This is a genomic window from Providencia sp. PROV197 (assembly GCF_028479625.1).
In the GTDB taxonomy this organism is placed as follows: domain Bacteria; phylum Pseudomonadota; class Gammaproteobacteria; order Enterobacterales; family Enterobacteriaceae; genus Providencia; species Providencia vermicola.
Map to the genome: position 1 here is coordinate 49216 of NZ_JAMPNZ010000032.1, position 26972 is coordinate 76187.

The window sequence follows — 26972 nt, forward strand, 5'->3', positions numbered from 1 at the left end:
TTAAGCCAAATATTGAAGGTGGAGTTGATTAAAAATAACACATATTTTACACATTTTAGACGAGCTGTTTAAAAATTAATATAGGTTGTTAATAGTTTTTAAATGAATCTTTATTGGCTAAATAATAAACAGTCATCGATAAACATGAGTTTATTGCTCGGCAATATCGAATTGTTAATGGAAAAAATTAAATAATAATGCAATTTGCTTGAACTATATCACTTCTCTAGACGGACAGCGTGAGCTGAAACTGATAAAATTACGACTGGCAGAAGACAGGAATTTAGTAACAATTTTGTGAGAATACTCGCTCAAGTCACGAAGGTGACTTGAGTAGTTTTTATGACTGAGTCGCTATCATTCATTGCTGAATCGTTAGCTTAGGGTTTAACTGATAAACTTGTGCAGATCTTATGATTAAAATTAAAAAAGGCCTCAACCTTCCCATCGCAGGTGAGCCAGCCCAAGTGATAGAAGACGGCCCGAAAATTCAACACGTAGCATTGCTAGGTGAGGAATATGTCGGAATGCGTCCTTCGATGCTGGTTAAAGAAGGTGAGCGTGTAATAAAAGGGCAGGTTCTCTTTGAAGACAAAAAGAACCCAGGGGTCGTATTTACGAGTCCTGCCTGCGGAAAAATTGTTGCTATTCATCGTGGTGAGCGTCGTGTACTTCAATCTGTAGTCATCGAAATTGAGGGGGATGAGCAAGTCACTTTTGCTGCATATACCCGTGATGAACTACCTGCATTAACTCGTGAGCAAGTCGAAGATAACCTAATTAAATCAGGTATGTGGACCTCTTTAAGAACGCGTCCATTTAGCCGTTCTCCGCAACCAGGCTCTTCACCGATTGCTATTTTTGTGACTGCAATGGATACCAGCCCATTAGCTGCTGATCCTGTTGGTATTATTCGCGAAAATGAGCAAGCATTTAATGATGGCTTATTGGTTCTTAGCCGCTTAACGGAAGGTAAAATCCATGTATGTCATGGAGAGGGAGATTTGCCAAAGGTTAACAGCCAATCACAAATTACTTATACCCAGTTTGGCGGGCCACACCCTGCGGGGTTAGCTGGTACTCACATTCACTTCTTGGAGCCCGTTAGCATCAAGAAAAAAGTGTGGAGCTTGAATTATCAAGATGTTATCGCTATTGGGAAGCTATTTGTTACGGGTCACTTATACACTGACCGTGTGGTTTCCCTTGCAGGGCCTCAAGTTGAAAAACCGCGCTTACTCCGCACCCGCCTTGGGGCTGATTTATATGAATTGACTCAAGGACAACTCAAAGCAGGTGAAAACCGTATTATTTCGGGTTCTGTGCTTTGGGGGGTTACCTGTGATGAAGCTCATCACTATCTTGGTCGTTTTCATAACCAAGTTTCTGTTCTCGCAGAAGGTCGTGAAAAAGAATTATTTGGATGGATTATGCCAGGGGTAAATAAATTCACTATTACCCGCACAACGATTGGGCATTTTTTGAAAAATAAACGCTTTAACTTCACGACGACGATGAATGGTGGTGAACGTTCAATGGTACCAATTGGTAACTACGAACGTGTGATGCCACTGGACATTATGATTACGCACTTGTTGCGCGATCTCCTTGCGGGGGATACCGATACATCACAAGAACTAGGCTGTTTAGAGCTGGATGAAGAAGATTTGGGGTTGTGTACCTACGTCTGCCCAGCGAAGTATGAATACGGTCCGGTGCTACGTGATGTGTTGTCCAAGATAGAGCTAGAAGGGTAATTCCATGGGTCTGAAACATTTATTTGAAAAATATGAGCACCATTTTGAGCCCGGTGGAAAGTTAGCGAAATACTATGCACTGTATGAAGCAGTTTCGACTGTTTTCTACACGCCAGGTACAGTCACTAAAGGTCGTTCTCATGTCCGAGATACTATCGATCTTAAACGTATGATGATCTTGGTGTGGCTCGCCGTTTTTCCAGCGATGTTCTGGGGGATGTATAATGTGGGAAATCAAGCGATCCCTGCATTACATCAACTATATAGTGGTGTTGAATTACAACAAATTATTGCGAGTGATTGGCATTACAGCTTAGCGCAGTTCTTAGGCGCATCATTGTCGATGGACGCGGGATGGGGAAGTAAAATGCTGCTAGGTGCAGTGTATTTTCTTCCTATTTATGCAGTTGTTTTCTTGGTTGGCGGGTTCTGGGAAGTTTTATTTGCCATGATCCGCGGCCATGAAATCAACGAAGGTTTTTTCATCACATCCATCTTATTTGCATTGATTGTTCCACCTACAATTCCACTATGGCAGGCTGCACTAGGGATTACCTTTGGTGTGGTTGTTGCGAAGGAAATCTTTGGGGGAACAGGGCGTAACTTCTTAAACCCTGCATTAGCGGGTCGTGCATTCTTATTCTTTGCTTACCCTGCACAAATTTCGGGCGATTTAGTTTGGACTGCGGCGGATGGTTTTTCAGGTGCAACGCCATTGTCCCAATGGGCAACGGGCGGTGAGCACGCACTGATGAATACCGTGAGTGGCGAACCTATTACATGGATGCAAGCGTTTTTAGGTAACATGCCTGGGTCTATCGGTGAAGTATCGACACTGATGCTGTTTATCGGTGGCGCGCTGATTATGTTCTTTCGCATCGCATCATGGCGTATTGTGGCTGGCGTGATGCTAGGCATGATCGCGATGTCTTATGTGTTTAATCTTATCGGTTCAGACACCAACCCATTATTTGCGATGCCATGGTGGTGGCATATGGTGTTAGGTGGTTTTGCATTCGGTATGATTTTTATGGCGACAGACCCTGTATCCGCGTCATTTACAGATAAAGGTAAATGGGCTTACGGTATTCTGATCGGCGTAATGTGTGTTCTTATCAGGGTGGTTAACCCAGCTTACCCAGAAGGGATGATGCTGGCTATCCTGTTCGCCAATCTGTTTGCTCCTCTGTTTGACTATCTGGTCGTTCAGGCAAATATTAAGCGGAGAAAAGCTCGTGGCTAATGAAAAAACAATCAATAACGATGGCGTCGGCAGAACATTTCTTGTTGTGTTTATTCTATGCCTCGTGTGTTCAATTATTGTTGCTGGGGCCGCGGTTGGGTTAAAACCACAGCAACAGGAACAAATCCAATTAGATACTCAACGTAATATTTTGAGTGTTGCGGGGCTTTCAACGCCGAAAATGAGCGCAGAAGAAGTGCAGAAAGTGTATGGCGAGCGTATCGAACCTAAGCTTTTAAACTTCAAAACAAATGAGTTATCTGATAGCACTGGGCGTTTTGTGTTAAATGATGAACTGCGTAGTGATGAAACGAGTATTGCACTTTCACCGCAGGAAGATATTGCGAAAATTCGTCGTCGTGCGAATAGTGCTGAAATCTACTTGGTAAAAGATGATTCTGGCAAAGTCTCGCAAATCATTTTACCTGTTTACGGTTCAGGCTTATGGTCAGTTATGTACGCTTTTATTGCGGTTGATGTTGATGGTGTGACATCTCGAGGTATCACTTACTACGCACATGGTGAAACACCAGGGTTGGGTGGGGAAGTGGATAACCCGCAGTGGAAAGCGCAATGGCCAGGTAAAAAACTGTTTAATGAACAAGGTATCCCAGCAATTAAAATTGTGCGTAGTGGTGCAACCGATAGCCCTTATGGTATCGATGGACTTTCGGGGGCGACGCTGACATCAAACGGTATTCAGCACATGTTTGATTTCTGGTTAGGTGACAACGGCTTTGGTCCGTTCCTGAAAAAAGTACGTGAAGGAGCGCTGAATAATGGCTGATTCAAAAGAAGTAAAACGCGTCCTACTTGGGCCGCTATTCGATAATAACCCAATCGCCTTACAGGTGTTGGGTGTGTGTTCTGCATTAGCCGTCACGACAAAACTAGAAACAGCGTTGGTGATGACCATTGCGGTGACACTGGTTACTGCATTTTCCAACTTTTTTATCTCATTGATTCGAAACTACATCCCAAGCAGTGTGCGTATTATCGTGCAAATGGCCATCATTGCTTCACTGGTTATTGTGGTGGACCAAATATTGCGTGCTTATGCCTATGAGATATCAAAACAGCTTTCAGTATTTGTTGGCTTAATCATTACTAACTGTATTGTCATGGGGCGTGCAGAGGCTTATGCCATGAAATCACCTCCGATTGAAAGCTTTATGGATGGTATTGGTAATGGCCTTGGCTACGGTGTCATCCTTGTTTTAGTTGGTTTCCTGCGTGAGCTTTTTGGTTCGGGTAAACTGTTTGGTATCACCGTATTTGAATCACTGCAAAACGGTGGTTGGTACATGCCAAATGGCCTGTTCTTACTGGCTCCAAGCGCATTCTTTATTATCGGCATGCTGATTTGGGGGTTACGTACCCTGAAACCCGCTCAAGTAGAGAAGGATTAATCAAATGGAACATTATATAAGCCTATTTGTTAAATCCATTTTTATTGAGAATATGGCGTTAGCCTTCTTCTTGGGGATGTGTACATTCCTTGCGGTATCGAAGAATGTGAAAACCGCGTTTGGTTTAGGGATTGCCGTTACGGTCGTTCTTGGAATTTCTGTTCCTGCCAATAACTTAGTGTACAACCTTGTGCTGCGTGATGGTGCGATAGCCGAAGGAGTGGATTTATCCTTCCTAAATTTTATTACCTTTATTGGGGTGATAGCGGCGCTGGTTCAGATCCTCGAGATGATTTTGGACCGTTATTTTCCATCGCTGTATAACGCATTAGGTATCTTCTTGCCATTGATTACCGTTAACTGTGCAATTTTTGGTGGCGTTTCTTTCATGGCTCAGCGTGATTATAACTTTAGTGAATCCATTGTTTATGGGTTTGGTTCAGGAATCGGCTGGATGCTTGCTATCGTATTGATGGCTGCTATCCGTGAGAAGATGAAATACTCTGATATCCCAGCAGGTCTAAAAGGGTTAGGTATCACCTTTGTGACGACCGGTTTGATGGCATTGGGCTTTATGTCCTTCTCCGGTGTGCAGCTATAAAGGCGAGAAGAATTCATGGAAATTATTATTCTAGGTGTAGTGATGTTTACCCTGATTGTCTTGGTGCTGACAGGTTTAATCTTGTTTGCAAAATCCAAGTTGGTCAATACAGGGAACATCAAAGTTGAAGTTAATGGCGATCCTGATAAAAGCTTTGAAGCCCCTGCGGGTGACAAATTGCTTGGCATGTTATCGAGCCAAGGTATTTTTGTTTCTTCTGCATGTGGTGGTGGTGGTTCATGTGGTCAGTGCCGTGTGAAAATCAAAGAGGGCGGTGGTGATATTTTACCCACTGAACTTTCGCACATAAACAAACGTGAAGCCAAAGATGGCTGTCGTTTAGCCTGCCAAGTTAACGTGAAGCAAGACCTTAAAATTGAGCTTCCAGAAGAAATTTTTGGTGTGAAAAAATGGGAGTGCGAAGTTATCTCTAATGATAATAAAGCGACTTTCATTAAAGAATTAAAACTGAAAATTCCAGAAGGCGAAGTCGTTCCTTTCCGTGCTGGTGGTTATATTCAGATTGAATGCCCAGAACATATTGTAAAATATGAAGATTTTGATGTTCCTGAGGAGTATCGAGAAGATTGGGATAAATTTAATTTGTTCCGTTATGTCTCTGAGGTTAAAGAGCCAACGGTGCGTGCATATTCAATGGCTAACTACCCTGAAGAGCACGGTATTATTATGCTGAACGTACGTATTGCAACACCTCCACCACGTAATCCTGACGTTCCACCTGGGATCATGTCATCTTATATTTGGTCATTAAAAGCCGGTGATAAAGTGACAATTTCAGGTCCATTTGGTGAGTTTTTTGCGAAAGAAACGGACGCTGAAATGGTCTTTATTGGTGGTGGTGCAGGTATGGCACCAATGCGTTCCCATATTTTCGACCAATTACGCCGTTTGGATTCAAAACGTAAAATCAGTTTCTGGTATGGTGCGCGTTCTGTTCGTGAAATGTTCTATACAGAAGACTTTGATGAGTTGGCGGCAGAACATGAAAACTTTACGTGGAATGTAGCACTTTCAGATCCATTACCAGAAGATAACTGGAATGGCTATACAGGCTTTATTCATAATGTTCTGTATGAGAATTATTTGAAAGACCATCCTGCACCTGAAGATTGTGAGTTCTATATGTGTGGACCACCAATGATGAATGCTGCAGTGATCAAAATGCTGAAAGATTTGGGCGTTGAAGATGAAAATATCTTACTGGATGATTTCGGTGGTTAACTAATTTTATTGGCTTTATTGTACTTACCAAGTAAAGTACGGACAGTAATCAAATAAAGAGGGAAAAATTTTCCCTCTTTATTATTTATATTAATACCGTTAGTTGCTAATTATTTTATTGGTTATTAACAGGTTGAGAGTTATTTTGACTTGAACATTCTCTGCATGGGTGACGATGTAAAGTGTGTTAATAGTCTGAGCGAATCTAACAATACGCGCTCATGATTGACGCGGAGAAAATTATGCTGAACAAAAAAATTTATACCTCAGTCTTGTTGTTTGTTGCTGCGCTGTTCTTGACCGCTTGTGGTGGCCCAGAGCAACAAAATTTGCAGGGGCAAACAATGGGGACTTATTATACTGTAAAATATGTCACTGATTCTTCAGAACAAAAACCTGAAGCGATTCAAGCTGAAGTTGATAAGCGTTTGGAGGAAGTTAACGACCAGATGTCAACCTATCGTCCAGATTCTGAATTAAGTCGTTTTAACCAATTCAAGGAAGTGAATACCCCTTTTCCTGTATCAGCGGCGACAGCAAAAGTGGTAAGTAAGGCCATTGAAATTAATAAACTGACGGATGGTTCTTTGGATGTGACTGTTGGGCCATTAGTGAATTTATGGGGCTTTGGGCCAGAAGGTCGTGTGACGAAAACACCTTCAGATGAAGAACTCGCCAAACGCCGTGCATGGGTCGGGATTGAAAAACTTTCAGTACAAGATAACAACTTGATTAAAACCATTCCAGAGCTATATGTTGACTTGTCTTCTATTGCTAAGGGGTATGGTGTTGATGTTGTTGCTGAATATTTAGAGTCACAGGGTATCAATAACTATATGGTCGATATCGGTGGCGAAGTGCGCACGAAAGGTAAAAATGGCAAAGACGCGCCATGGCGTATTGCTATTGAAAAACCATCAACGGATGGTTTGAGCCAAACAGCACAAGAAATTATTGAACCAGGTGACCGTTCTATTGCTACATCAGGTGATTATCGTAATTATTTTGAACAAGATGGCATTCGTTTCTCTCATACCATTGATCCCAAAACAGGGAAGCCAATTACGCATAACCTAGTGTCTATCACTGTGATCGCAGACAATTGTATGAGTGCAGATGGCTTATCAACTGGGCTAAATGTTTTAGGTCCAGAAGCGGGCTTTGCTTTAGCTGAGAAAATGAATGTGCCTGTTTTTATGATTGTTAAGACAGATAAAGGTTTCGAAGAGCGTTATACTAAGGCATTCGAACCGTTTTTAACCAAAAAACAGTAGTTGCAGGAGGATAAAGGAATGCTGAATGTTTTTATTGCTGCCTTTGTACTGTTTTTACTGGCCTTTTTAGGCATGTCGCTTGGGTACATTATTAAACGTAAGAGTATTCAAGGTAGCTGTGGCGGGTTAAGCAGTATTGGTGTTGAAAAGGTGTGTGATTGCCCTGAGCCTTGCGATGCACGTAAAAAACGTATGGCTCGTGAAGAAGCCCGCCAAAAAATACTGGATAAAAACCGTATTATTTGAATAGTAATATTTAGTGGTTGTATAACTAGTAATCAGTTGGAGGTGTCTAAACATAATTATTAGACATCTCCACATATTATTTTATCTTGCATGAGCAAGAATATAATCAATATTTACTAAGAATAAGTCATAAACAACTTCATGACATCCGTGTTAAAGCCATTGAGCAAGAACTAGATGAAGGAAAGGCAACATACAAGCGTTTGGAATCACCATTAACACCTATGATTGCTTTCCCATTATCTGAGGTAGCGAAGTTACAAGGAAGAAATGAACCATTACCCCAAGTTTCACCGCTTTCTGTTATAAAAGTGACTCGCCAAGATATTTGTTTTCCATAGGAAAAAACAAAACTATAGGCATCCTTTAAAACTTGTTTATCTTTTATATCATTAAAAACTTTATAGGTTTTCATAAAATCAGATGTATTAATGACTAATTCAAGTTCTTTGATATTTTCATTCCAATAATTTTCAACAGTGACTAAACCTAATGGTGCTACCATATTAACCTCTTAATATAAATTTACTCTATTTTTAATATAGAGTTTTGAATGTAATTAAATTGACGTATTCTTAGCTAAGAATAAATAATAATAGAAATAAGATGAGTTTTATTTTTAAATTAAGATAATTTAAAATACGCTATTGTTATCTTATTTTTCTATTATATGGTCTAAATTAGCTGCATTTTTTTAGCACATGAAGCAGAGACAGGGTAATTAACATGCATGCTTTTTGTATTGCCATCAAATCTAATCGTAACCTTCCCATTATCACTGCTGTTAATTTGGCAAGGTAAAAAGTCACCACTACTCCACAGTTCATTATTTTTCGTTGTAATTTTAGCTTTCCAAGCACTTTTACCTGTTGTTGAGTAAGAGAATGAATTAGAGCTAGATGTGGTGTCTCCTAGATTATAAAATATAAAGACACTATCATAGGGGTTATCACTATTATGATAGTGTATTTCAATTTTTCTTAATGTTTCATTCCAATAATTTTCGACAGTCATTGTTCCAAATTTTGACATATAAAACCTTTTTTTAATTTATTTTAAATGGAATTTTTGGGTGGGTTAAATATATCAAGTTTTATATGGAGGTAAATTAAGAACAATTATTATTAATTGATGAAAAGAGATAAATACTTTTAGGATATAATTTAATACCTAAGCTATTAATAAAGTAACAATAGCTTAGGTGATGTTAGTGGATTATTTTTTAAATGCTTTAGGTGAATCAACCATTACAGCATCCACACCAATTTCTTTTGCGAGTTGGTAGTCATTGTCAGTATTAACGCCAAAGACAATGATATAGGCATTGCCATTTTTTCTAAAACAATTGATGGCTTCTTTATCCCATGAAAGGGTAGCCGGTGAACGTGCTTCACCTAAAGTGTATTTCTCGACGACTTCGACTTTACGATGTAGCTCAAAACCATACCAACGCGTTTTCGTGGTGTCATTTTCCACGGAACATTGATGGTTCATCACAATATTTGCCAACATAGTACGGGTCTCATCGCGGCTTTCAAATAGCGGTATCTTTGCTGAAAGAGATTTAAGTGCTATTAAAAACTCATCATTGGTGGAATAAAAGCGTACCTGATTGAATGTGTTGGTTTTATTTAAAAGCGCCAGAATTGCTTTTGCTTGAACGTCAGGGTTGGCATCAGGCGATTTTAAATCAATATAAAAAGTGGTATCAGGGTATTTTTGTAGAATAGTTTCTAAGGTATTGATGGTGGTCTTTTGTAATGGAAGCTGTTGATTATGTTTTTTACTGAACTGGTAGCCTGCATTAATTTTACTCAGTTGCTCAGCAGTATAAGCGGACACATTCCCCTTTTTATCTGTTAACGAATCAAGGTCGCTTGGGCGGTATAGAACCAATTGATTATCTTGGCTCAACTGTACGGTAAGCCAAATCGCATCAGCTTTATTTTCTTTTGCTAAATCGATGGCATAAATTGTGTTTTCTGGGGCGTCAGCTGTCCCTGCTCGGTGAGCAACAATTTTAGGTGATAAAGCGAAAGCGGTCTGACTTGCAAGCAAGAGTACGAGTGTTGCCATAAATTGAATATATTTTGATGTTGATATAATTGCCATAGGTGTGATCCATAAATAATTTGTCAAAGTATTGTTGTTGGGGAAATAACCCTTTTTATTACGTTTTTATATAAAAGTAAGTATTTCTACTTGTTTTTAAGACAAACTTTAAATTGAGTCGTCAGTTAATGAGCTTGGCAGATGATTGTTGCAGTAAGATGAATGAGTTAATTATCATTAAGTTAACCCTTTTTTTATTAAACAGCTTTTAGGAAAAGGGACATTAATTGCATGGCTAATAAAAACACTGTATATTTAATCAGGTGTTTGATTTTCAGGGCTAGCTCGTGCGTAAAATTATTCATATTGATATGGACTGCTTTTATGCGGCAATAGAAATGCGTGACGACCCAAGCCTACGCAATGTACCTATTGCGGTGGGAGGAAGTGCTGATCGCCGAGGGGTCATTAGTACCGCAAATTATGAAGCTCGCCGCTACGGTGTTCACAGTGCCATGTCTACAGCCGTCGCACTTAGGTTATGCCCGCACCTTAAAGTCGTCCCAGGGCATATGGCGTTATATAAAGAAACTTCCCTTCATATTCGCCAAATATTTGCGAGTTATACCGACCTTATCGAGCCACTTTCTCTTGATGAAGCTTATTTGGATGTGACTGATTGTACGCAGTTACATGGTTCTGCAACGCTTATTGCAGAGGCTATTCGCCAACAAATTTTTGATGAGCTCCAACTGACAGCTTCTGCGGGGATCGCACCCGTTAAATTCTTGGCCAAAATTGCTTCAGATATGAACAAACCAAATGGGCAATTCGTGATCACACCACAAAATATGGATCAATTCATTCTTAATTTGCCCCTTAGAAAGATCCCCGGGGTGGGTAAGGTAACGTCACAAAAATTGGCTGATATGGGGCTGATAACTTGTGGTGATGTGCAAAAATATGATGTGGTCACCCTGATCAAAAGTATGGGTAAATTTGGGCAGGTACTTTGGGAACGTTGCCATGGTATTGATGAACGTTCCATCAACCCGGATAGACTTAGAAAATCGGTGGGAGTTGAACGTACGCTCGCTAAAGATATCCATGAATGGCATGATTGTCTGCTACTGTTAGATAAACTGTATGATGAGCTACAGCTCCGTTTAGCCAAGGTAAAACCCGATCTGCGTATTGCACGCCAAGGTGTTAAATTTAAGTTTGCGGATTTCCAACAAACAACACAAGAACATGTGTATCCCATTCTAAATAAGCAAGACTTAGTGCAACTCGCACAGCAAGTTTGGGAGAATCGTCGGTTAAAGCGAGGCGTTAGGTTAGTGGGACTACATGTGATGCTACAAAGCCCACAATTAGAGCGGCAGTTATTACTTGAACTTTAAAAAAATGCTCACCACAAGGATGAGCATTTTATTCAGTACTAGTAGATTAACCTTTTACTGGAATCGCTTTTAACACCGCAGTTAACAGTTTCCAATACTCGCCAACACTGGCGATATGAACGCGTTCGTCTGGCGAGTGAGCACCACGAATGGTAGGCCCAATGGATACCATGTCCATGTCTGGGTAAGGTTTTTTGAATAAACCGCACTCAAGGCCAGCATGGATCACCATCACATTCGGGATTTTACCAAATAATTTGTTATAGGTTTCGCTCACTAAATGCATTACTGCAGAGTCAGCATCTGGCTGCCAACCTGGGTAACTACCTTCTGCGCGGTATTGTGCTTTCGCTAATTTACTGATAGAAGTTAGCATGTTAACGACGTAGTTTTTACCGCTATCAATCAGTGAACGGACGAGGAAGATAATCTCTGCTTTGTCTTCCGTCATGCGTACCACGCCTTCATTCAGTGAGGTTTCAACAACACCTTTTGCGACATCACTCATACGGATAACGCCATTTGGCGCAGCGTTTAAGAAGAAAACAAAGCGTTGTTGGCAGTCATCAGACAGTGCTTTTAAGTCGCTTTGTGTTTCATCTAACAACAGCACTAAGTTAGGTTCAACAACCGCTAACTCATTTTTCAGGATGCTTTCGTAACGAGCTCTTAATGCAGTCAGTTCAGTAACTTTATCTGCTGGAACAGAAATAATGGCGTGTGCTTCACGTGGGATGGCATTACGTACTGTACCACCTTTAAACTCTAATAGTTTTAGGCTGAGATCTTCTGCGTGGCCAGCAAGGAAACGTGCTAATAGTTTGTTTGCATTGCCTAAACCTAAATGAACGTCACCACCCGAGTGACCACCTTTTAAACCTTTTAAGGTCAAGGTAAAGGTTTGGTAACCCTGTGGTAATGCTTCACGAGTTAGGTCAAAAGTGGTTGTGAAGTCAACACCACCAGCGCACCCCATGTAGATTTCGCCTTCTTCTTCGGAATCTGTATTGATTAAGATATCTGCTTGTAACCAGCCTGCTTTCAGACCAAATGCGCCTTCCATCCCAGCTTCTTCGGTCATGGTCAGCAACACTTCCATTGGACCGTGTTCAACGCTATCATCAGCTAAAACAGCCAGTGCAGAAGCCAAACCAATGCCGTTATCGGCACCTAATGTCGTCCCTTCAGCAGTTACCCATTCACCGTTCACATACGGGCGGATTGGGTCAACTTTAAAGTCATGCACAGTATCGTTATTTTTTTGTGGCACCATGTCTAAGTGGGCTTGCAGCACAACGGCTTTGCGGTTTTCGTAGCCAGCAGTCGCTGGTTTACGGATCAAAATATTGCCGACTTCATCACGTTCAACGTGGAAGCCTTTTTGTTTTGACCAATCAACGATATGTGCTGCTAAGGCTTCTTCGTGGTACGAAGGATGTGGAATAGAGCAGATGGTAGCGAAGATGTCCCACAGTGGTTGGGGGGATAGTTTGGATAATTCAGACACGTTTATCTCCTATGATTTTCCCGTTATATTTCAAGCTATAGCGTTGTTGGCTACACTCACAAACCTGCGTCACATACTAATGTATGCTCCTCGGATTTGTTCATTTGCCGCCTAGCTATAACTTGAACTATTTAGGGAAAATTCCCTGAATCATCTAGACAGCAGCCGATTGACAGTCAACGCGAGTTTCAGCTTCAATTTTTAAAAGGGACATTGCTGTAATTATGACCTAACAGCCTGAAGTTTCGAATTAAAGGCCGCCTCTTTTATAAAATCAGGATAACACTTTCTTTTGAATAATGGACAGTGTAAATGATAATAATTAATGGCGAATGATGCTTTTTACTGGTTTTTAGCGCGCCGAATCACTATAATCTCGCGCAACCTTTTTTCCGCAAGACACATTTCAGATTTACTCAGCAGTCGGGACCCGAATTTTATGAGCGAAAAATATGTCGTAACGTGGGATATGTTGCAAATACATGCCCGTAAACTCGCACAACGTTTATTACCAGTAGAACAATGGACCGGTATTATCGCGGTTAGCCGTGGTGGACTTGTTCCAGGTGCACTTCTTGCACGTGAACTGGGTATTCGTCACGTTGATACCGTTTGTATCTCTAGCTATGATCATGATAACCAACGTGAATTAACGGTTATCAAGCGCGCAGAAGGCGATGGTGAAGGCTTTATCGTTATTGATGATTTAGTCGATACAGGCGGCACTGCCCAAGCGATCCGTGATATGTATCCAAAAGCTCACTTCGTGACCATTTTTGCAAAACCTGCAGGGCGTCCATTAGTTGATGACTATGTGGTTGATATTCCACAAGATACATGGATTGAACAGCCTTGGGATATGGGCGTTGTCTTTGTTAAACCTTTGTGTGAACAAGATAAATAAATCTGTTTGTCACTTAGCGTTAGGTAAAAATATTGTAATAATAAAGTCTTATGGATTTTATTGATGACGAGAACACATTAATACCTAAAGTTTTTGAGATAAACACGATATAATTTGGGGAGTGCATTATGTGCATTCCCCTTATTTTTGGGTTCCATTCAGCGACGGTATACAGGTAATTGGGATGACTCAACAAAATTTATCCGAAAAACTCTTTAAGCCTAAAGTCAGACAGATTGAAACATCGACACTGGTTTCTTATTCCGCCCAAACGCTGCCTCAAATCAAAGAGCACAGTGTGCTGAGTGGTTCACATCATACGGGATGGTATCGCATGATTAACCGCTTGATGTGGATTTGGCGCGGAATAGATGCATTAGAAATTGAAGACGTGCTTAGTCGTATTGCGATTTCTAATGCGCAACGTAGTAATGAGCGTCAACTAGATACCGTCATCGGTAATCGTTCAGGTAATTGGTGTTTTGAATGGTCTCAACAAGCGATGCATTGGCAACAAAAAGCCTTAGAGTTCGAACAAGGTATTGATGCAGGTAATGCATGGCTGCGTTCAGCAAATTTATACAGTATTGCAGCCTATCCGTTTATCAAAGGTGATGAGCTGGCGGATCAAGCGATTCTACTGGCTAACAAAGCCTATGATAGCGCCGCAAAGTTCTCCGAATATCGTTTAAAGAAAATTCCTTTTAAAGTGGATGGCGGTAAAGAAGTTTACGGTTTTTTGCATATCCCATCTCATGGGCAAGGCCCTTATCCAACGGTGATGATTTGCGGTATGCTAGATAGCTTACAGATTGATTTCTGTCGCTATTTTCGTGATTATCTTGAACCATTAGGGATAGCGATGTTAACACTGGATATGCCATCCATTGGTTATTCGGTCAAATACAAGTTAACCCAAGAAACCAGCACATTACATGAGCAAATTGTTCGCCAAATCGATGATATAGCATGGATTGACCATACGCGCTTTGGCATCGTAGGAATGCGCTTTGGTGCAAACATAGCATTAAGGTTAGCTTATATGTGTCCCGAGAAAATTAAAGCGGTCGCTGTGATAGGTCCAATTGTGCACAGTTTATTGCACGAAGAGAAATATCAACGAGATATTCCTCGGATGGTTTTGGATGTGTTCGCCAGTCGTCTGGGAATTTACCAAGTTGATGGCTCCGCGTTGCGTCATGAACTTAGTTGTTATTCTCTTAAAAATCAGGGGCTTTTGGGTAGGAGAAGCAAAGTTCCTATGTTGGCGGTCAGTTTAAAAGATGATATTTATAGCCCGAAGGCGGAAGCGGAGCTAATTAAACGCTCTTCTATCGATGCGGACGCTATTATGTTACCAAGTCATCCCGTATTCGCCAACTTTGAGAAAGCACTAAGTGAAACAACGTCTTGGTTGAAAACAAAAATACTTTAAAATAATTTAATAACTTGCTTATTTTTTCCCATTTGTTAAAAAGGGATCTTCCCAAGAAGGAGATCCTTAACATGGCTTTACCGACTGATTACACAAATGGAAAATATTTAAAGAAATTTGCAGCGATAGGTCCGTATTTAAGAGAAAAACAATGCTTAAATGGTTGTTACATATTTGATAGCTTGGTTGTGTGTGTGAATGCCAACATAGCACCTGAAAAACGTGAATTTTGGGGATGGTGGTTAAAGTTAATTGCAACTGATGCAGGTTTTGAATTTACTTACCATTTAGGGCTGTACAATGGGCATGGCAGTTGGCAGGTTAAAGCATTAAAAGACAATGCAACCACGGAAGCTGTCGAAAAGAATTTGGTCTCTTTTCACCAAAACCTTACTAAGCAATTATCTGACCTTGAATTAAGCCTCTTTCCTTCACCGCTAATGTTAGAATTAAAATTGGAATTAAGCGCATAAATTTGTTTTAAACCAACTTTTGTTGAATTTTGCGTTATGCCTGTTGGCATAACGCGCTTCTCCTGATAAAAATGATACCTACTTTTTGTTTTATTAATCCTAATGGCAGAAAAATGATGAAAAATAGCCAGACGCTGGTCGTTAAGTTAGGTACCAGTGTACTTACAGGGGGCTCGCGTCGTTTAAATCAAGCTCATATTGTTGAGTTGGTCAGACAATGCGCGCAGCAATATGAAAAAGGGCACCGTATTATTATCGTGACATCTGGGGCAATTGCCGCAGGTCGCGAGCACTTAAATTACCCCGAACTGCCAGCGACCATTGCATCTAAGCAGTTGCTCGCGGCGGTTGGTCAAAGTCGCCTTATTCAATTATGGGAAAGGTTATTCTCTATTTATGGTATCCATATCGGACAAATGTTGCTAACTCGTGCGGATTTAGAAGACAGAGAACGTTTTTTAAATGCGAGGGACACCTTACAAGCGTTGCTTGATAATGGAATCATTCCTGTTATCAATGAAAATGATGCGGTTGCAACTGCGGAAATAAAAGTGGGCGATAATGATAACTTATCGGCTCTCGCTGCAATTCTCGGTGATGCAGATAAATTGTTATTACTGACAGATATTGAGGGGCTGTATGACGCGGATCCTCGTAGTAACCCAGATGCAAAATTGATCCCTGAAGTGTATGGTATTAATGATGAACTCAGGGAAATGGCGGGTGGTAGCGTAAGTGGCTTAGGAACGGGTGGAATGGCCACTAAGTTGCAAGCTGCGGATGTTGCAGGCCGTGCGGGTATTGATGTGGTGATTGCGGCGGGCAATAAGCCTGATGTCATTAATGCAGTCATTGAAAATATTCCAGTGGGAACCCGTTTTTACGGGCAGAAAAACCCCATGGAAAACCGTAAACGCTGGATTTTTGGTGCACCAGCGGCGGGTGATGTGTACATTGATGACGGAGCTCAACTGGCGATTATGGAAAAAGGTAGCTCATTATTGCCAAAAGGTATTAAGAAAATCGAGGGGGATTTCTCTCGTGGCGCAGTGATCCGCATCCGCAATATGGCGGGGAAAGACCTTGCTCATGGCGTCACCCATTATAACAGTGACGCACTCAGAATGATTGCAGGTCAACATTCTCAAGATATAAACAAGATACTTGGCTATGAGCACGGCTCTGTGGCTGTTCATCGCGATGATATGATAGTGAGTTAATTATGTTAGAAACAATGGGCAAAGCAGCAAGGGCTGCATCATGGCAATTAGCTCAGCTAAGCACCAAACAAAAAAATGCAGCATTACTGCAAATTGCGGATTTATTAGAGCAAGAAAGTGCAATAATTTTGGCCGCAAACAAAAAAGACATGGAACAAGCAAGAGCGAGTGGCATGACCGAAGCGCTGCAAGACCGCTTGTTATTAACACCAGAGCGCTTAAAAAATATCGCTGATGATGTCCGAAAAGTATGCCAACTTGCAGACCCAGTAGGCCAAGTGATTGATGGCAGCAAGCTAGATAGTGGTTTAAATTTGCAGCGTCGTCGTGTTCCATTGGGTGTGGTTGGCGTTATCTACGAAGCGCGTCCTAATGTCACTGTCGATGTGGCTTCTTTGTGCCTAAAAACAGGCAATGCGGCGATTATGCGTGGTGGGAAAGAAACCCATAATACAAATCTGGCAGTTGTCAGCGTGATCCAAAAAGCCTTAAAAAATAGTGGGTTGCCAGCAGATGCGGTGCAAGCGATTAACAACCCTGATCGAGAACTCGTGGCGCAATTATTGAAATTGGATCGTTACGTCGACATGCTAATCCCTCGCGGTGGTGCAGGGTTACATAAGTTATGCCGCGAACAATCAACTATTCCTGTGATCACAGGCGGAATTGGTGTGTGCCATACTTTTGTTGATGAGTCTGTCAATTTTGATAAAGCCATCAATGTCATTATTAATGCAAAAGTACAGCGCCCAAGTGCCTGTAACTCACTTGAAACATTGCTCGTTCACAAAAATATTGCCGCTGAATTCTTGCCATTACTCAGTGAGAAAATGGCAGAGCAACAAGTCACTTTACATGCCAGCGCACAAGCGATGCCATTCTTACAACAAGGCCCAGCAAAAGTGGTTGATGTTAAACCTGAAAACTTAGTTGATGAGTGGTTGTCGCTGGACTTAAATGTGGAAATTGTTACCGATGTGGATGCGGCTATCGACCACATTCGCCATTATGGTACCGCACACTCAGACGCTATTTTGACAGAATCGATCAGCCAAGCGGATTATTTTGTACAGTGTGTTGATTCAGCAGCAGTTTACGTGAATGCGAGCACACGCTTTACGGACGGTGGGCAGTTTGGTTTAGGCGCTGAAGTTGCGGTGAGTACGCAAAAATTACATTCACGGGGCCCTATGGGGCTGGATGCATTAACAACCTATAAGTGGATTGGTTATGGCGATTTTTTAAATCGCCCATAGAAGTTGATATTCAAAATGAGAAAGCCACACAAGTGAAGTGTGGCTTTCTTTTTTATGGTTTGCCATGTTTGGCAACATTTTATTAGTATTCATGATGATGGGATGGAAATTAATGTTTTACATTATCGGTCCAAGAGGTTCAGGTAAAACAACAATTGGGAAATTATTTGCCGAATCTAAAGGCTACCAATTTGTTGATACAGACAAGTTAATACTTGAAAAAGCAGGTAAAAGTATTGCAGAAATTGTTGAGCAGCATGGTTGGGATTATTTTCGACAGCTAGAAAGTGAAATTTTAAAATCAATTGCACAAGATGATGTGATTATTTCTACAGGGGGAGGGATAATCCTTGCTGACGAAAACCAAAAAGTGATGCGAGACAATGGGACGGTGATCTATTTAAATGCCAAGCCTGAAATTTTGGCTAAACGCCTTGCCGCAGAGCCCCAAGCAGATCAACGGCCAAGCCTAACGGGTAAATCTTTAGTAGAAGAAATTGCAGAGGTTATGCAGCAACGGGAGCCTATTTACCGCGCGACTGCTCATTATATTATTGATGCGACCCAACCTATTGACGAAATTATCGCGCAACTTAATGATTTATCTTAAACTCATTATAGAAAGCGGCTTTTCCATATCGGGTGTTTTCGGATTATACCCCTAGTGGAGAGCATATTGGTCAGTAAGATAAGTGTTATTACGGCATAACAATATTTTGGTAGCATACAAAAATATAATCATAATATAGGGATTCATTATGTTGGTGAAAATAATCAAAGCCATCCTTACATTTTTATTTCGTGTTGAAGTTATTGGTGATGCGAAAGAGTTTGATCAAGATAAATGCTTGATTACACCCAACCACGTCTCTTTTTTAGATGGTGTTTTGATCGCGCTTTTTCTCCCTGTAAAACCTGTATTTGCCGTTTACTCAACCTTTGCAACACCTAAAATGGTGAAGCGCCTTAAGCCTTATGTTGATATTGTCCCTCTTGACCCTGCCAATCCATTGGGTATTCGCCACCTCGTTAAAGAGGTAGAAAAAGGGCGCCCGATCGTTATCTTCCCTGAAGGGCGAATTTCGGTGCATGGCTCTTTAATGAAAATCTATGAGGGCGCGGCGTTTGTTGCCGCTAAATCTGCAGCAAAAATTGTTCCTATTCGTATTGAAGGAGCAGAACGCAGTCACTTTGGGCGCTTAAAAGGAATTATTCCGTTAAAATGGTTCCCAAAAATTACCTTGCACATTTTACCTGCGCAAACTATTCCGATGCCAGAAGCGCCAAAATCGGTTGAGCGCCGTGCACTCGCGGGCGAACATCTGTATCAAATCATGAAGTCTGCACGTATGGCTTGTTTGCCGCAAGTGACGCTGGTTGAAGAGTTTATCGGCAGTGTTCAACGTTTTGGTCGCCGAACACCTTGTATTGAAGATATTGCATTTAAAGAAGACTCGTACCAAACATTGCTGAAGAAAACGCTAGGGGTAGGGCGTATTATTGAGCGTTATACCCATGAAAATGAGCGTGTTGGTCTTTTGCTACCGAATGCAACAGTGACGGCAGCCGCAATTTTTGGGGCATTGATGAGAGGTCGTGTCCCTGCGATGTTAAATTACACTGCGGGTAGTCATGGGATTAGTAATGCACTTAAAGCTTCAGCAGCTAAAGTGGTGTTCACTTCGCGACAATTTCTTGAAAAAGGGAATCTCACCCATATTCCAGAGCAAGTTCCTGAAGCTAATTGGATTTACCTTGAAGATTTAAAAGATACAGTGACTTGGCAGGATAAGCTATGGATTGTTAAGCACTTATTCAATCCACATAAAGCCATTATTCCGCGAAAAGCATCGGATGAAGCCATTGTCTTATTTACCTCTGGTTCTGAGGGGACACCAAAAGGTGTGGTGCATAGCAATGCCAGTTTGATGGCAAACGTTGAGCAAATTAAAACCATCGCTGACTTTACGCCGCGGGATCGTTTTATGTCATCCTTGCCATTGTTCCACGCATTTGGTTTAACCGTTGGTTTATTTATTCCTCTATTTTCGGGCAGTCGCGTTTTCCTGTACCCAAGCCCATTACATTACCGCATTATTCCTGAACTAGTGTATGACAAAAACTGTACAGTCTTGTTCGGTACATCAACATTCTTAGGGAATTATGCCCGTTTTGCTCACCAATATGATTTTGCTCGTTTACGTTATGTCGTTGCAGGCGCTGAAAAGCTTTCAGATAAAACGAAGAAAATTTGGTTTGAAAAATTCGGTATTCGTATCCTCGAAGGTTATGGCGTGACCGAATGTGCACCAATTGTCTCTATCAATGTTCCAATGGCGGCAAAAGAAGGCACGGTAGGGCAAATTTTACCTGAAATGCAAGCGCGTATTATCCCCATCTCTGGTATCGAAAATGGCGGTAAACTGCAACTTAAAGGCCCTAATATCATGAAAGGGTACTTACGTGTTGAAGCGCCAGGCGTGCTTGAAACGCCAAGGGCTGAAAACGCACAGGGCGAGGTAGAAGAAGGCTGGTACGATACAGGGGATATTGTTGAGTTGGATAATAAAAACTTCTGCACTATCAAAGGCCGTGTGAAACGTTTTGCGAAACTGGCAGGGGAAATGGTTTCCCTTGAAAGCATTGAACAGATGGTTGCCGCTTTGTCGCCAAATGCAAATCATGGCGTAGTGACAAAACCAGATAGTAGCAAAGGTGAGGCGCTAGTGTTGTTTACTACCGATAAAGAGTTAGATAGAAGTGCGTTATCGGCGGCGGCGAAAAGCAGAGGATTAACTGAGCTTGCGGTTCCCCGTGATATTCGTTTTGTGAAAGAGTTACCTGTGCTAGGTAGCGGAAAAACGGATTTTGTCACACTGAAACAAATGGCCTTAAAGGATGCCTAATATGCAAGAAAGTACCTCGAATTTACCGTTGATGAGCCGAGGAATGAAGGCCGTTTTAGCGTCTCAGTTTCTCTCTGCATTTGCGGATAACGCACTGTTATTTGCTATATTAGCGCAACTCAAAGCTGAATTTTATCCAGAATGGAGTCACCCTATTTTACAAATGGTGTTTGTGTTTACTTACATCGTTTTAGCCCCATTTGTTGGGCAAATTGCCGATAGATTCTCTAAAGGGCGCGTGATGTTGTTCTCCAATATTTTTAAATTTATTGGAGCGCTAGGGATTTGCTTTGGGTTAAATCCGTTCCTTTGTTATGGATTAGTGGGGATTGGTGCAGCATCTTATTCACCTGCTAAATACGGTATCTTAGGCGAATTAACAGGGGGAGATAACCTTGTTAAAGCCAATGGTGTGATGGAAGCCTCGACAATTGCGGCAATCTTAGTGGGTTCTGTTGTTGGGGGAATGCTTTCCGATATCAATCTCTTATTAGCGTTAGGGACATGTGCGATTTTATATGCACTGGCGGTTATTGCTAACGTCTTTATTCCACATCTTGTGGCGGCAAGGCCAGGAAAAGGCTGGGATCTCAAATTACTGGTCACAGATTTTTTTCAAGCATGCCGTATTTTATGGGCAAATCAGGAAAGCCGTTTTTCGCTAGTTGGAACCAGCCTGTTCTGGGGCGCAGGGGTCACATTACGTTTTTTATTAGTTGCTTGGGTTCCTGTAGCTTTAGGTTTACAAGATAACACAACACCAACTATCTTAAATGCGATGGTTGCTGTGGGGATTGTTGCAGGGGCAGGGCTTGCGGCTAAATTTATTACCTTGAAAACAGTTTACCGCTGTATTCCAGCAGGGGTTATTATCGGTGTGATGGTGGTGTTACTTTCCTTGCAAACTAATATTATTCCATCCTACTTTATCTTGATTACTTTAGGGGTATTTGGTGGGTTATTTGTTGTGCCCCTAAATGCTTTACTACAAGATAAAGGAAAGGAAACCGTTGGTGCAGGAAATGCCATTGCAGTACAGAACTTAGGCGAAAACAGCGCGATGCTGATTATGCTAGGCTTATATTCATTGGCAATTAAGGGCGGCTTATCTGTGGTGAATGCAGGTATTGGTTTTGGTGCCGTATTTACGATTGCGATTGCAGGCTTATGGATCTGGGATCGCGCTCGTAAAAAAAAGATGTAAAAGGCGGATTACATAATGGTAGATGAGACGCGACTCGAAACATTAAGTATTCAGATTGGGCAAAAACTGAAAGCGCAAGGTAAAACAGTCACTACTGCAGAGTCTTGCACGGGGGGTTGGATTGCAAAGGTGCTGACCGATATTGCTGGAAGTTCGGATTACTTCCAGCGTGGCTTTGTCACTTATAGTAACGAAGCTAAACATCAAATGATTGGTGTGACTGACGCATCTTTGCAACAATTTGGCGCTGTTAGCCAGCAAGTGGTAGAAGAAATGGCATCAGGGGCACTGAAAGAAGCAACAGCCGATTTTGCGATTTCAGTCAGTGGTATTGCAGGCCCTGGTGGCGGTAGTATAGACAAACCCGTTGGAACTGTATGGTTTGGTTTTGCCCAAAAACAGGTAGATGGTGCGGTGTTGGTTATCGCTAGGCATCGTGTATTTCAAGGTGATAGAAATCAAATTCGTTTTCAATCAACAGGTTATGCTCTAGAAACGCTTTTGAGTCTGTTAAATTAAAAATTTCCTTGATACTGTATGATTATACAGTATAATTAGTTCCAACAAATCAAATTCAATCGTTTTATTCGCAGTGGCAAGGCCATTGCACTTAGGGAGTAAACATGGCTATTGATGAAAACAAACAAAAAGCACTGGCTGCGGCACTGGGTCAAATTGAAAAGCAATTTGGTAAAGGTTCCATTATGCGTCTTGGTGAAGACCGTTCAATGGATGTTGAAACCATTTCAACGGGTTCTTTATCTCTTGACGTTGCATTAGGTGCTGGTGGCCTGCCATTAGGTCGTATTGTTGAAATCTACGGTCCAGAATCTTCAGGTAAAACCACCCTAACCTTACAAGTCATCGCTGCTGCACAACGCAGTGGTAAAACCTGTGCATTTATCGATGCCGAGCACGCACTTGACCCTATCTACGCGAAGAAACTCGGCGTTGATATCGATAATTTACTGTGTTCTCAGCCAGACACTGGTGAACAAGCGCTCGAAATCTGTGATGCTCTGACTCGGTCAGGTGCTGTTGACGTTATTATCGTTGACTCCGTTGCTGCATTAACCCCTAAAGCGGAAATAGAAGGTGAGATTGGTGATTCTCACATGGGGCTTGCTGCACGTATGATGAGCCAAGCAATGCGTAAATTAGCAGGTAACTTAAAAACCTCAAATACGCTTCTGATCTTCATCAACCAAATTCGTATGAAAATTGGTGTAATGTTCGGCAACCCAGAAACAACAACGGGTGGTAATGCACTGAAATTCTACGCATCTGTTCGTTTAGATATCCGTCGTATTGGCGCGGTGAAAAATGGTGAAGAAATTGTCGGTAGTGAAACTCGCGTTAAAGTGGTGAAAAATAAAGTTGCGGCGCCATTTAAACAAGCGGAATTTCAAATTCTTTACGGTGAAGGGATTAATACCTTTGGTGAACTAATTGACCTGGGTGTTAAACACAAGCTAATTGAAAAAGCGGGTGCTTGGTATAGCTATAACGGCGATAAAATTGGTCAAGGTAAAGCTAACTCAACGACTTATTTAAAAGAACATCCTGAAGTTGCGCAAGAAATTGACACAAAACTGCGAGAAATGTTACTCAATCATACTGGTGAGTTTAGCAGTGCTGCAACAGACTTTATCAGTGATTCTGATGAAGAAGAAACACCAGAAGAATTTTAATTATTAGCTAGTGACTTGATTAATCATTAGATTATAGGCGCCGCTCTTATTGAGTAGCGCCTTTTTTATTTTTTCCAATCGTAATAATAGTTTATTCAACAGTTTTTCTGTGGAAAAATACGCTGGCCAGAGGTATAAACATACTTTCAGAAAATATCTAGACGCTTTACAATGAAAGCCACGAATGGATGTAGCTATAATTTTACTTCTATGCAAAGAGACTTTATCTTATCAGTCACTTTTTAATCGGAGAGTTGATTAGAGGTGATGTTACACTCCATCTCAACAATTCATAATTCTGTTTCCAGCTTGATATCGGGATAAATATGAGTAAAAGCACCGCTGAGATCCGCCAAGCGTTTCTCGACTTTTTTCATACAAAAGGTCATCAGGTGGTCACCAGCAGTTCGCTAGTGCCTAACAATGACCCGACACTATTGTTCACAAACGCAGGGATGAACCAGTTCAAAGATGTATTTCTTGGCCTGGATAAAAGAGCATATTCCCGAGCGACAACTGCACAACGCTGTGTGCGTGCAGGTGGTAAACATAACGACTTAGAAAATGTAGGTTATACAGCTCGTCACCACACATTCTTTGAAATGTTAGGTAACTTCAGCTTTGGTGACTACTTTAAGCACGATGCAATTCGCTTTGCTTGGGAATTACTGACAAGTGAAGCATGGTTTAACCTGCCAAAAGAAAGATTGTGGGTCACTGTTTATGCAACAGATGATGAAGCCTATGATATTTGGAATAAAGAAATTGGTGTTCCAGTAGAGCGCATTATCCGTATCGGTGATAACAAAGGCGCACCTTATGCTTCAGATAACTTCTGGCAGATGGGTGATACAGGTCCTTGCGGCCCTTGTACTGAAATTTTCTATGATCATGGCGATCATATCTGGGGTGGCCCTCCAGGAAGCCCAGAAGAAGACGGTGACCGATATATTGAAATATGGAACCTTGTCTTCATGCAGTTTAACCGTCAATCAGACGGTACCATGGAACCATTGCCGAAACCTTCTGTCGATACAGGAATGGGCTTAGAGCGTATCTCTGCGGTACTGCAACACGTCAATTCAAACTATGACATTGATATTTTCCGTGAATTAATTGCAGCGGCAGCGAAAGCGACAGGTGCTACCGATCTGGAAAATAAATCACTGCGTGTTATTGCTGACCATATTCGTTCTTGTGCTTTCCTTGTTAGTGATGGTGTTATTCCATCAAACGAAGGTCGTGGCTATGTTCTGCGTCGTATTATTCGTCGTGCCGTTCGTCATGGTTACATGCTCGGTGCTAAAGAAACGTTTTTCTACAAATTAGTTGCTCCATTGATCAAAGTGATGGGCTCGGCTGCTGAAGAACTTCAACGTCAACAAGCCATGGTTGAAAAAGTTCTGAAGACAGAAGAAGAGCAATTTGCACGTACTTTAGAGCGTGGCTTGCAATTATTAGATGAAGAACTGGCATCTTTAAAAGGGGATACCCTTGATGGTGAGGCTGCATTCCGCCTCTATGATACTTACGGTTTCCCAATCGACTTAACCGCTGATGTGTGCCGTGAGCGCAATATCAAAGTGGATGAAGACGGTTTTGAGCGTGCGATGGAAGACCAGCGTCGTCGTGCAAGAGAATCGAGTGGTTTTGGCGCTGACTATAACTCATTAATCAAAGTTGATAAGCACAGCGAATTCTCAGGTTACCAATATGATGAGCAACAAGCGACCATCACCGCATTATATAAAGATGGTCAGCCTGTTGATAGCTTAAATGTAGGTGAAGAAGGCTTAGTTATTCTTGATAAAACCGCATTTTATGCCGAATCAGGTGGTCAGGTTGGGGACATTGGTTTCTTAAATAATGACAATGCTCGCTTCAATGTGACAGACACACAAAAATATGGTCAAGCAATTGGGCATATCGGTAAAGTCGAATCAGGCTCATTAGTTGTTAACCATCGTATTACCGCTGTGGTTGATAGCGCAAGGCGTAATGCTATTCGTTTGAATCACTCTGCAACGCACTTATTACATGCTGCGTTACGTCAAGTACTTGGCGAACATGTATCTCAAAAAGGTTCACTTGTTAATGACAAGTACCTGCGTTTTGACTTCTCACATTTTGAAGCTATGACCCAAGCGCAACTCCGCCAAGTTGAAGACATTGTAAATGCTCAAATTCGCCAAAATTCAGAAATTGAAACTGAGTTGATGGATTTAGAGGGGGCGAAAGCGAAAGGGGCTATGGCATTATTCGGTGAAAAATACGAAGAACGTGTTCGCGTATTGAGTATGGGCGATTTTTCTATTGAATTGTGCGGTGGTACACACGCAAAACGTACCGGTGATATTGGCCTGTTCCGTATTCTGAGTGAATCAGGAACAGCTGCGGGTGTTCGCCGTATTGAAGCAACAACAGGTGTAATGGCGATTGAAAGTGTTCACCATCAATCAGAACAGCTTTCGGCAATCGCTCACCTATTAAAAGGTGATATTAATAGTCTCGTTGAGAAAGTGAAATCTACGTTAGACAAATCTCGTCAGCTAGAAAAAGAGATTTTGCAACTAAAAGATCAACAAGCTTCTCAAGAAAGTGCTTCACTAAGTAGCAAAGCAAAAGATGTGAAAGGCGTCAAATTGTTAGTGAACCAATTAAGCGATACTGATCCTAAGCTATTGAGAACTATGGTTGATGATCTGAAAAATCAGTTGAAATCAGCGATTATCGTGCTTTCAACAACAAGTGGTGATAAAGTCAGTATGATCGTTGGTGTGACTAATGATTTGACTGCTAAAGTTAAAGCAGGTGACTTGATCTCTTATGTTGCACAACAAGTAGGTGGTAAAGGTGGTGGGCGGCCTGACATGGCACAGGCAGGCGGCACTGATGTAAGTGCATTACCTGCTGCAATGGCTAGTGTTGAAGAGTGGGTTGAATCACGACTGTAAGTACTTACCAAAAGTTGCCTTGTAGGAATATAAGGCAACTTTAAATCTGTTGCGGCATTGTTAATGTATTACTTGTAGTGCTATATTTTGCTTGTAAATAATTAGAATGATTGCCTTGATGGCATCAATGCTTTAGGTGCATGTCATTACTTTACGTTTTCACGGTGTGTGATGGACAATAGCGGGGGATACCTA

The 26972-nt window shown here is 41.5% G+C and carries 24 protein-coding genes; 20 read left to right on the forward strand and 4 right to left on the reverse strand.

The features are described from left to right. Positions 1 to 413 precede the first annotated feature (413 nt). From PR808_RS17850 to nqrM, 8 genes are all read left to right on the forward strand, one after another. Positions 414 to 1757 carry a Na(+)-translocating NADH-quinone reductase subunit A gene (locus tag PR808_RS17850; protein ID WP_206084750.1) on the forward strand — a complete coding sequence of 448 codons (1344 nt, stop codon included), beginning with the start codon at positions 414 to 416 and terminating at the stop codon, positions 1755 to 1757. Between the two features lie 4 nt (positions 1758 to 1761). Further along, the gene (locus PR808_RS17855) at positions 1762 to 3000 is read left to right on the forward strand and encodes an NADH:ubiquinone reductase (Na(+)-transporting) subunit B (protein ID WP_206084751.1); all 1239 of its coding nucleotides are present in this window, start codon (positions 1762 to 1764) and stop codon (positions 2998 to 3000) included. Further along, complete coding sequence (locus tag PR808_RS17860) at positions 2993 to 3787, forward strand: Na(+)-translocating NADH-quinone reductase subunit C (protein WP_206084752.1); 795 nt, start codon at positions 2993 to 2995, stop codon at positions 3785 to 3787. The genes PR808_RS17855 and PR808_RS17860 overlap by 8 nt, the downstream gene beginning before the upstream one ends. After that, positions 3780 to 4409 (forward strand): NADH:ubiquinone reductase (Na(+)-transporting) subunit D, encoded by a 630-nt coding sequence (locus tag PR808_RS17865; protein WP_047756757.1) that lies wholly within the window; start codon positions 3780 to 3782, stop codon positions 4407 to 4409. Before PR808_RS17860 ends, PR808_RS17865 begins: the two co-directional genes overlap by 8 nt. A 4-nt stretch (positions 4410 to 4413) precedes the next feature. After that, complete coding sequence (gene nqrE, locus PR808_RS17870; RefSeq protein ID WP_206084753.1) at positions 4414 to 5010, forward strand: NADH:ubiquinone reductase (Na(+)-transporting) subunit E; 597 nt, start codon at positions 4414 to 4416, stop codon at positions 5008 to 5010. 15 nt (positions 5011 to 5025) lie between these two features. Further along, positions 5026 to 6252 (forward strand): NADH:ubiquinone reductase (Na(+)-transporting) subunit F, encoded by a 1227-nt coding sequence (gene nqrF / locus PR808_RS17875; protein ID WP_206084754.1) that lies wholly within the window; start codon positions 5026 to 5028, stop codon positions 6250 to 6252. 242 nt (positions 6253 to 6494) lie between these two features. Further along, positions 6495 to 7526 (forward strand): FAD:protein FMN transferase, encoded by a 1032-nt coding sequence (locus PR808_RS17880; protein ID WP_272539827.1) that lies wholly within the window; start codon positions 6495 to 6497, stop codon positions 7524 to 7526. An 18-nt stretch (positions 7527 to 7544) separates the two neighbouring features. Beyond that, positions 7545 to 7772, forward strand: coding sequence for a (Na+)-NQR maturation NqrM (nqrM, locus tag PR808_RS17885; RefSeq protein WP_206084756.1), 228 nt, complete (start codon positions 7545 to 7547; stop codon positions 7770 to 7772). A 139-nt stretch (positions 7773 to 7911) separates the two neighbouring features. On the opposite strand, the gene PR808_RS17890 is transcribed toward nqrM, so the two are convergent. From PR808_RS17890 to PR808_RS17900, 3 genes are all read right to left on the reverse strand, one after another. Beyond that, entirely contained in the window at positions 7912 to 8277 is a 366-nt protein-coding gene (locus PR808_RS17890; RefSeq protein ID WP_272539828.1) for a hypothetical protein, read from the reverse strand. Positions 8278 to 8447: 170 nt separating this feature from the next. Continuing rightward, positions 8448 to 8804 (reverse strand): hypothetical protein, encoded by a 357-nt coding sequence (locus tag PR808_RS17895; RefSeq protein WP_206084758.1) that lies wholly within the window; start codon positions 8802 to 8804, stop codon positions 8448 to 8450. Positions 8805 to 8987: 183 nt separating this feature from the next. Next, positions 8988 to 9884, reverse strand: coding sequence for a glycerophosphodiester phosphodiesterase family protein (locus tag PR808_RS17900; RefSeq protein ID WP_272539829.1), 897 nt, complete (start codon positions 9882 to 9884; stop codon positions 8988 to 8990). A 287-nt stretch (positions 9885 to 10171) separates the two neighbouring features. Between PR808_RS17900 and dinB the strand changes: the two genes are divergently transcribed. Next, positions 10172 to 11227: a DNA polymerase IV gene (gene dinB / locus PR808_RS17905; RefSeq protein ID WP_272539830.1), complete on the forward strand. Its 1056-nt coding sequence runs from the start codon at positions 10172 to 10174 to the stop codon at positions 11225 to 11227. Between the two features lie 46 nt (positions 11228 to 11273). Here dinB and pepD read toward each other — a convergent pair whose 3' ends face one another. Then, complete coding sequence (gene pepD / locus PR808_RS17910; protein WP_206084761.1) at positions 11274 to 12734, reverse strand: beta-Ala-His dipeptidase; 1461 nt, start codon at positions 12732 to 12734, stop codon at positions 11274 to 11276. A 439-nt stretch (positions 12735 to 13173) separates the two neighbouring features. Between pepD and gpt the strand changes: the two genes are divergently transcribed. From gpt to alaS, 11 genes are all read left to right on the forward strand, one after another. After that, positions 13174 to 13638 (forward strand): xanthine phosphoribosyltransferase, encoded by a 465-nt coding sequence (gene gpt / locus PR808_RS17915; RefSeq protein WP_206084762.1) that lies wholly within the window; start codon positions 13174 to 13176, stop codon positions 13636 to 13638. 184 nt (positions 13639 to 13822) lie between these two features. After that, on the forward strand, positions 13823 to 15073 hold the full coding sequence (gene frsA, locus PR808_RS17920) for an esterase FrsA (protein WP_206084763.1): 1251 nt from the start codon (positions 13823 to 13825) through the stop codon (positions 15071 to 15073). Between the two features lie 71 nt (positions 15074 to 15144). Next, a complete protein-coding gene (crl, locus tag PR808_RS17925) occupies positions 15145 to 15546 on the forward strand; it encodes a sigma factor-binding protein Crl (RefSeq protein ID WP_206084764.1) in 402 nt (133 codons plus the stop codon). Positions 15547 to 15662: 116 nt separating this feature from the next. Further along, on the forward strand, positions 15663 to 16766 hold the full coding sequence (gene proB / locus PR808_RS17930) for a glutamate 5-kinase (protein ID WP_206084765.1): 1104 nt from the start codon (positions 15663 to 15665) through the stop codon (positions 16764 to 16766). A 2-nt stretch (positions 16767 to 16768) separates the two neighbouring features. Beyond that, complete coding sequence (gene proA, locus PR808_RS17935; RefSeq protein ID WP_272539831.1) at positions 16769 to 18022, forward strand: glutamate-5-semialdehyde dehydrogenase; 1254 nt, start codon at positions 16769 to 16771, stop codon at positions 18020 to 18022. A gap of 112 nt (positions 18023 to 18134) precedes the next feature. Next, positions 18135 to 18632, forward strand: a complete 498-nt coding sequence (aroL, locus tag PR808_RS17940) for a shikimate kinase AroL (protein ID WP_206084795.1) — start codon at positions 18135 to 18137, stop codon at positions 18630 to 18632. A gap of 148 nt (positions 18633 to 18780) precedes the next feature. Continuing rightward, complete coding sequence (gene aas, locus PR808_RS17945) at positions 18781 to 20928, forward strand: bifunctional acyl-ACP--phospholipid O-acyltransferase/long-chain-fatty-acid--ACP ligase (RefSeq protein ID WP_272539832.1); 2148 nt, start codon at positions 18781 to 18783, stop codon at positions 20926 to 20928. Between the two features lies 1 nt (position 20929). Further along, positions 20930 to 22132, forward strand: a complete 1203-nt coding sequence (gene lplT, locus PR808_RS17950) for a lysophospholipid transporter LplT (RefSeq protein ID WP_206084768.1) — start codon at positions 20930 to 20932, stop codon at positions 22130 to 22132. 15 nt (positions 22133 to 22147) lie between these two features. After that, a complete protein-coding gene (pncC, locus tag PR808_RS17955; RefSeq protein WP_206084769.1) occupies positions 22148 to 22651 on the forward strand; it encodes a nicotinamide-nucleotide amidase in 504 nt (167 codons plus the stop codon). 104 nt (positions 22652 to 22755) lie between these two features. After that, the gene (gene recA, locus PR808_RS17960; protein WP_206084770.1) at positions 22756 to 23823 is read left to right on the forward strand and encodes a recombinase RecA; all 1068 of its coding nucleotides are present in this window, start codon (positions 22756 to 22758) and stop codon (positions 23821 to 23823) included. Positions 23824 to 24149: 326 nt separating this feature from the next. Then, positions 24150 to 26777: an alanine--tRNA ligase gene (gene alaS / locus PR808_RS17965; RefSeq protein WP_272539833.1), complete on the forward strand. Its 2628-nt coding sequence runs from the start codon at positions 24150 to 24152 to the stop codon at positions 26775 to 26777. The last annotated feature ends 195 nt before the right edge of the window (positions 26778 to 26972 follow it).

Bases quoted from the DNA above. Each gene is read 5' to 3' on its own strand.
- nqrF (WP_206084754.1), top strand. From the start codon at position 5,026: ATGGAAATTATTATTCTAGGTGTAGTGATGTTTACCCTGATTGTCTTG.
- alaS (WP_272539833.1), top strand. From the start codon at position 24,150: ATGAGTAAAAGCACCGCTGAGATCCGCCAAGCGTTTCTCGACTTTTTT.
- PR808_RS17895 (WP_206084758.1), bottom strand. From the start codon at position 8,804: ATGTCAAAATTTGGAACAATGACTGTCGAAAATTATTGGAATGAAACA.
- aas (WP_272539832.1), top strand. From the start codon at position 18,781: ATGTTGGTGAAAATAATCAAAGCCATCCTTACATTTTTATTTCGTGTT.
- aroL (WP_206084795.1), top strand. From the start codon at position 18,135: ATGTTTTACATTATCGGTCCAAGAGGTTCAGGTAAAACAACAATTGGG.
- PR808_RS17890 (WP_272539828.1), bottom strand. From the start codon at position 8,277: ATGGTAGCACCATTAGGTTTAGTCACTGTTGAAAATTATTGGAATGAA.
- crl (WP_206084764.1), top strand. From the start codon at position 15,145: ATGGCTTTACCGACTGATTACACAAATGGAAAATATTTAAAGAAATTT.
- proA (WP_272539831.1), top strand. From the start codon at position 16,769: ATGTTAGAAACAATGGGCAAAGCAGCAAGGGCTGCATCATGGCAATTA.
- gpt (WP_206084762.1), top strand. From the start codon at position 13,174: ATGAGCGAAAAATATGTCGTAACGTGGGATATGTTGCAAATACATGCC.
- PR808_RS17880 (WP_272539827.1), top strand. From the start codon at position 6,495: ATGCTGAACAAAAAAATTTATACCTCAGTCTTGTTGTTTGTTGCTGCG.
- lplT (WP_206084768.1), top strand. From the start codon at position 20,930: ATGCAAGAAAGTACCTCGAATTTACCGTTGATGAGCCGAGGAATGAAG.
- nqrM (WP_206084756.1), top strand. From the start codon at position 7,545: ATGCTGAATGTTTTTATTGCTGCCTTTGTACTGTTTTTACTGGCCTTT.
- nqrE (WP_206084753.1), top strand. From the start codon at position 4,414: ATGGAACATTATATAAGCCTATTTGTTAAATCCATTTTTATTGAGAAT.
- frsA (WP_206084763.1), top strand. From the start codon at position 13,823: ATGACTCAACAAAATTTATCCGAAAAACTCTTTAAGCCTAAAGTCAGA.
- PR808_RS17855 (WP_206084751.1), top strand. From the start codon at position 1,762: ATGGGTCTGAAACATTTATTTGAAAAATATGAGCACCATTTTGAGCCC.
- proB (WP_206084765.1), top strand. From the start codon at position 15,663: ATGAAAAATAGCCAGACGCTGGTCGTTAAGTTAGGTACCAGTGTACTT.
- PR808_RS17900 (WP_272539829.1), bottom strand. From the start codon at position 9,884: ATGGCAATTATATCAACATCAAAATATATTCAATTTATGGCAACACTC.
- recA (WP_206084770.1), top strand. From the start codon at position 22,756: ATGGCTATTGATGAAAACAAACAAAAAGCACTGGCTGCGGCACTGGGT.
- PR808_RS17865 (WP_047756757.1), top strand. From the start codon at position 3,780: ATGGCTGATTCAAAAGAAGTAAAACGCGTCCTACTTGGGCCGCTATTC.
- PR808_RS17850 (WP_206084750.1), top strand. From the start codon at position 414: ATGATTAAAATTAAAAAAGGCCTCAACCTTCCCATCGCAGGTGAGCCA.
- pncC (WP_206084769.1), top strand. From the start codon at position 22,148: ATGGTAGATGAGACGCGACTCGAAACATTAAGTATTCAGATTGGGCAA.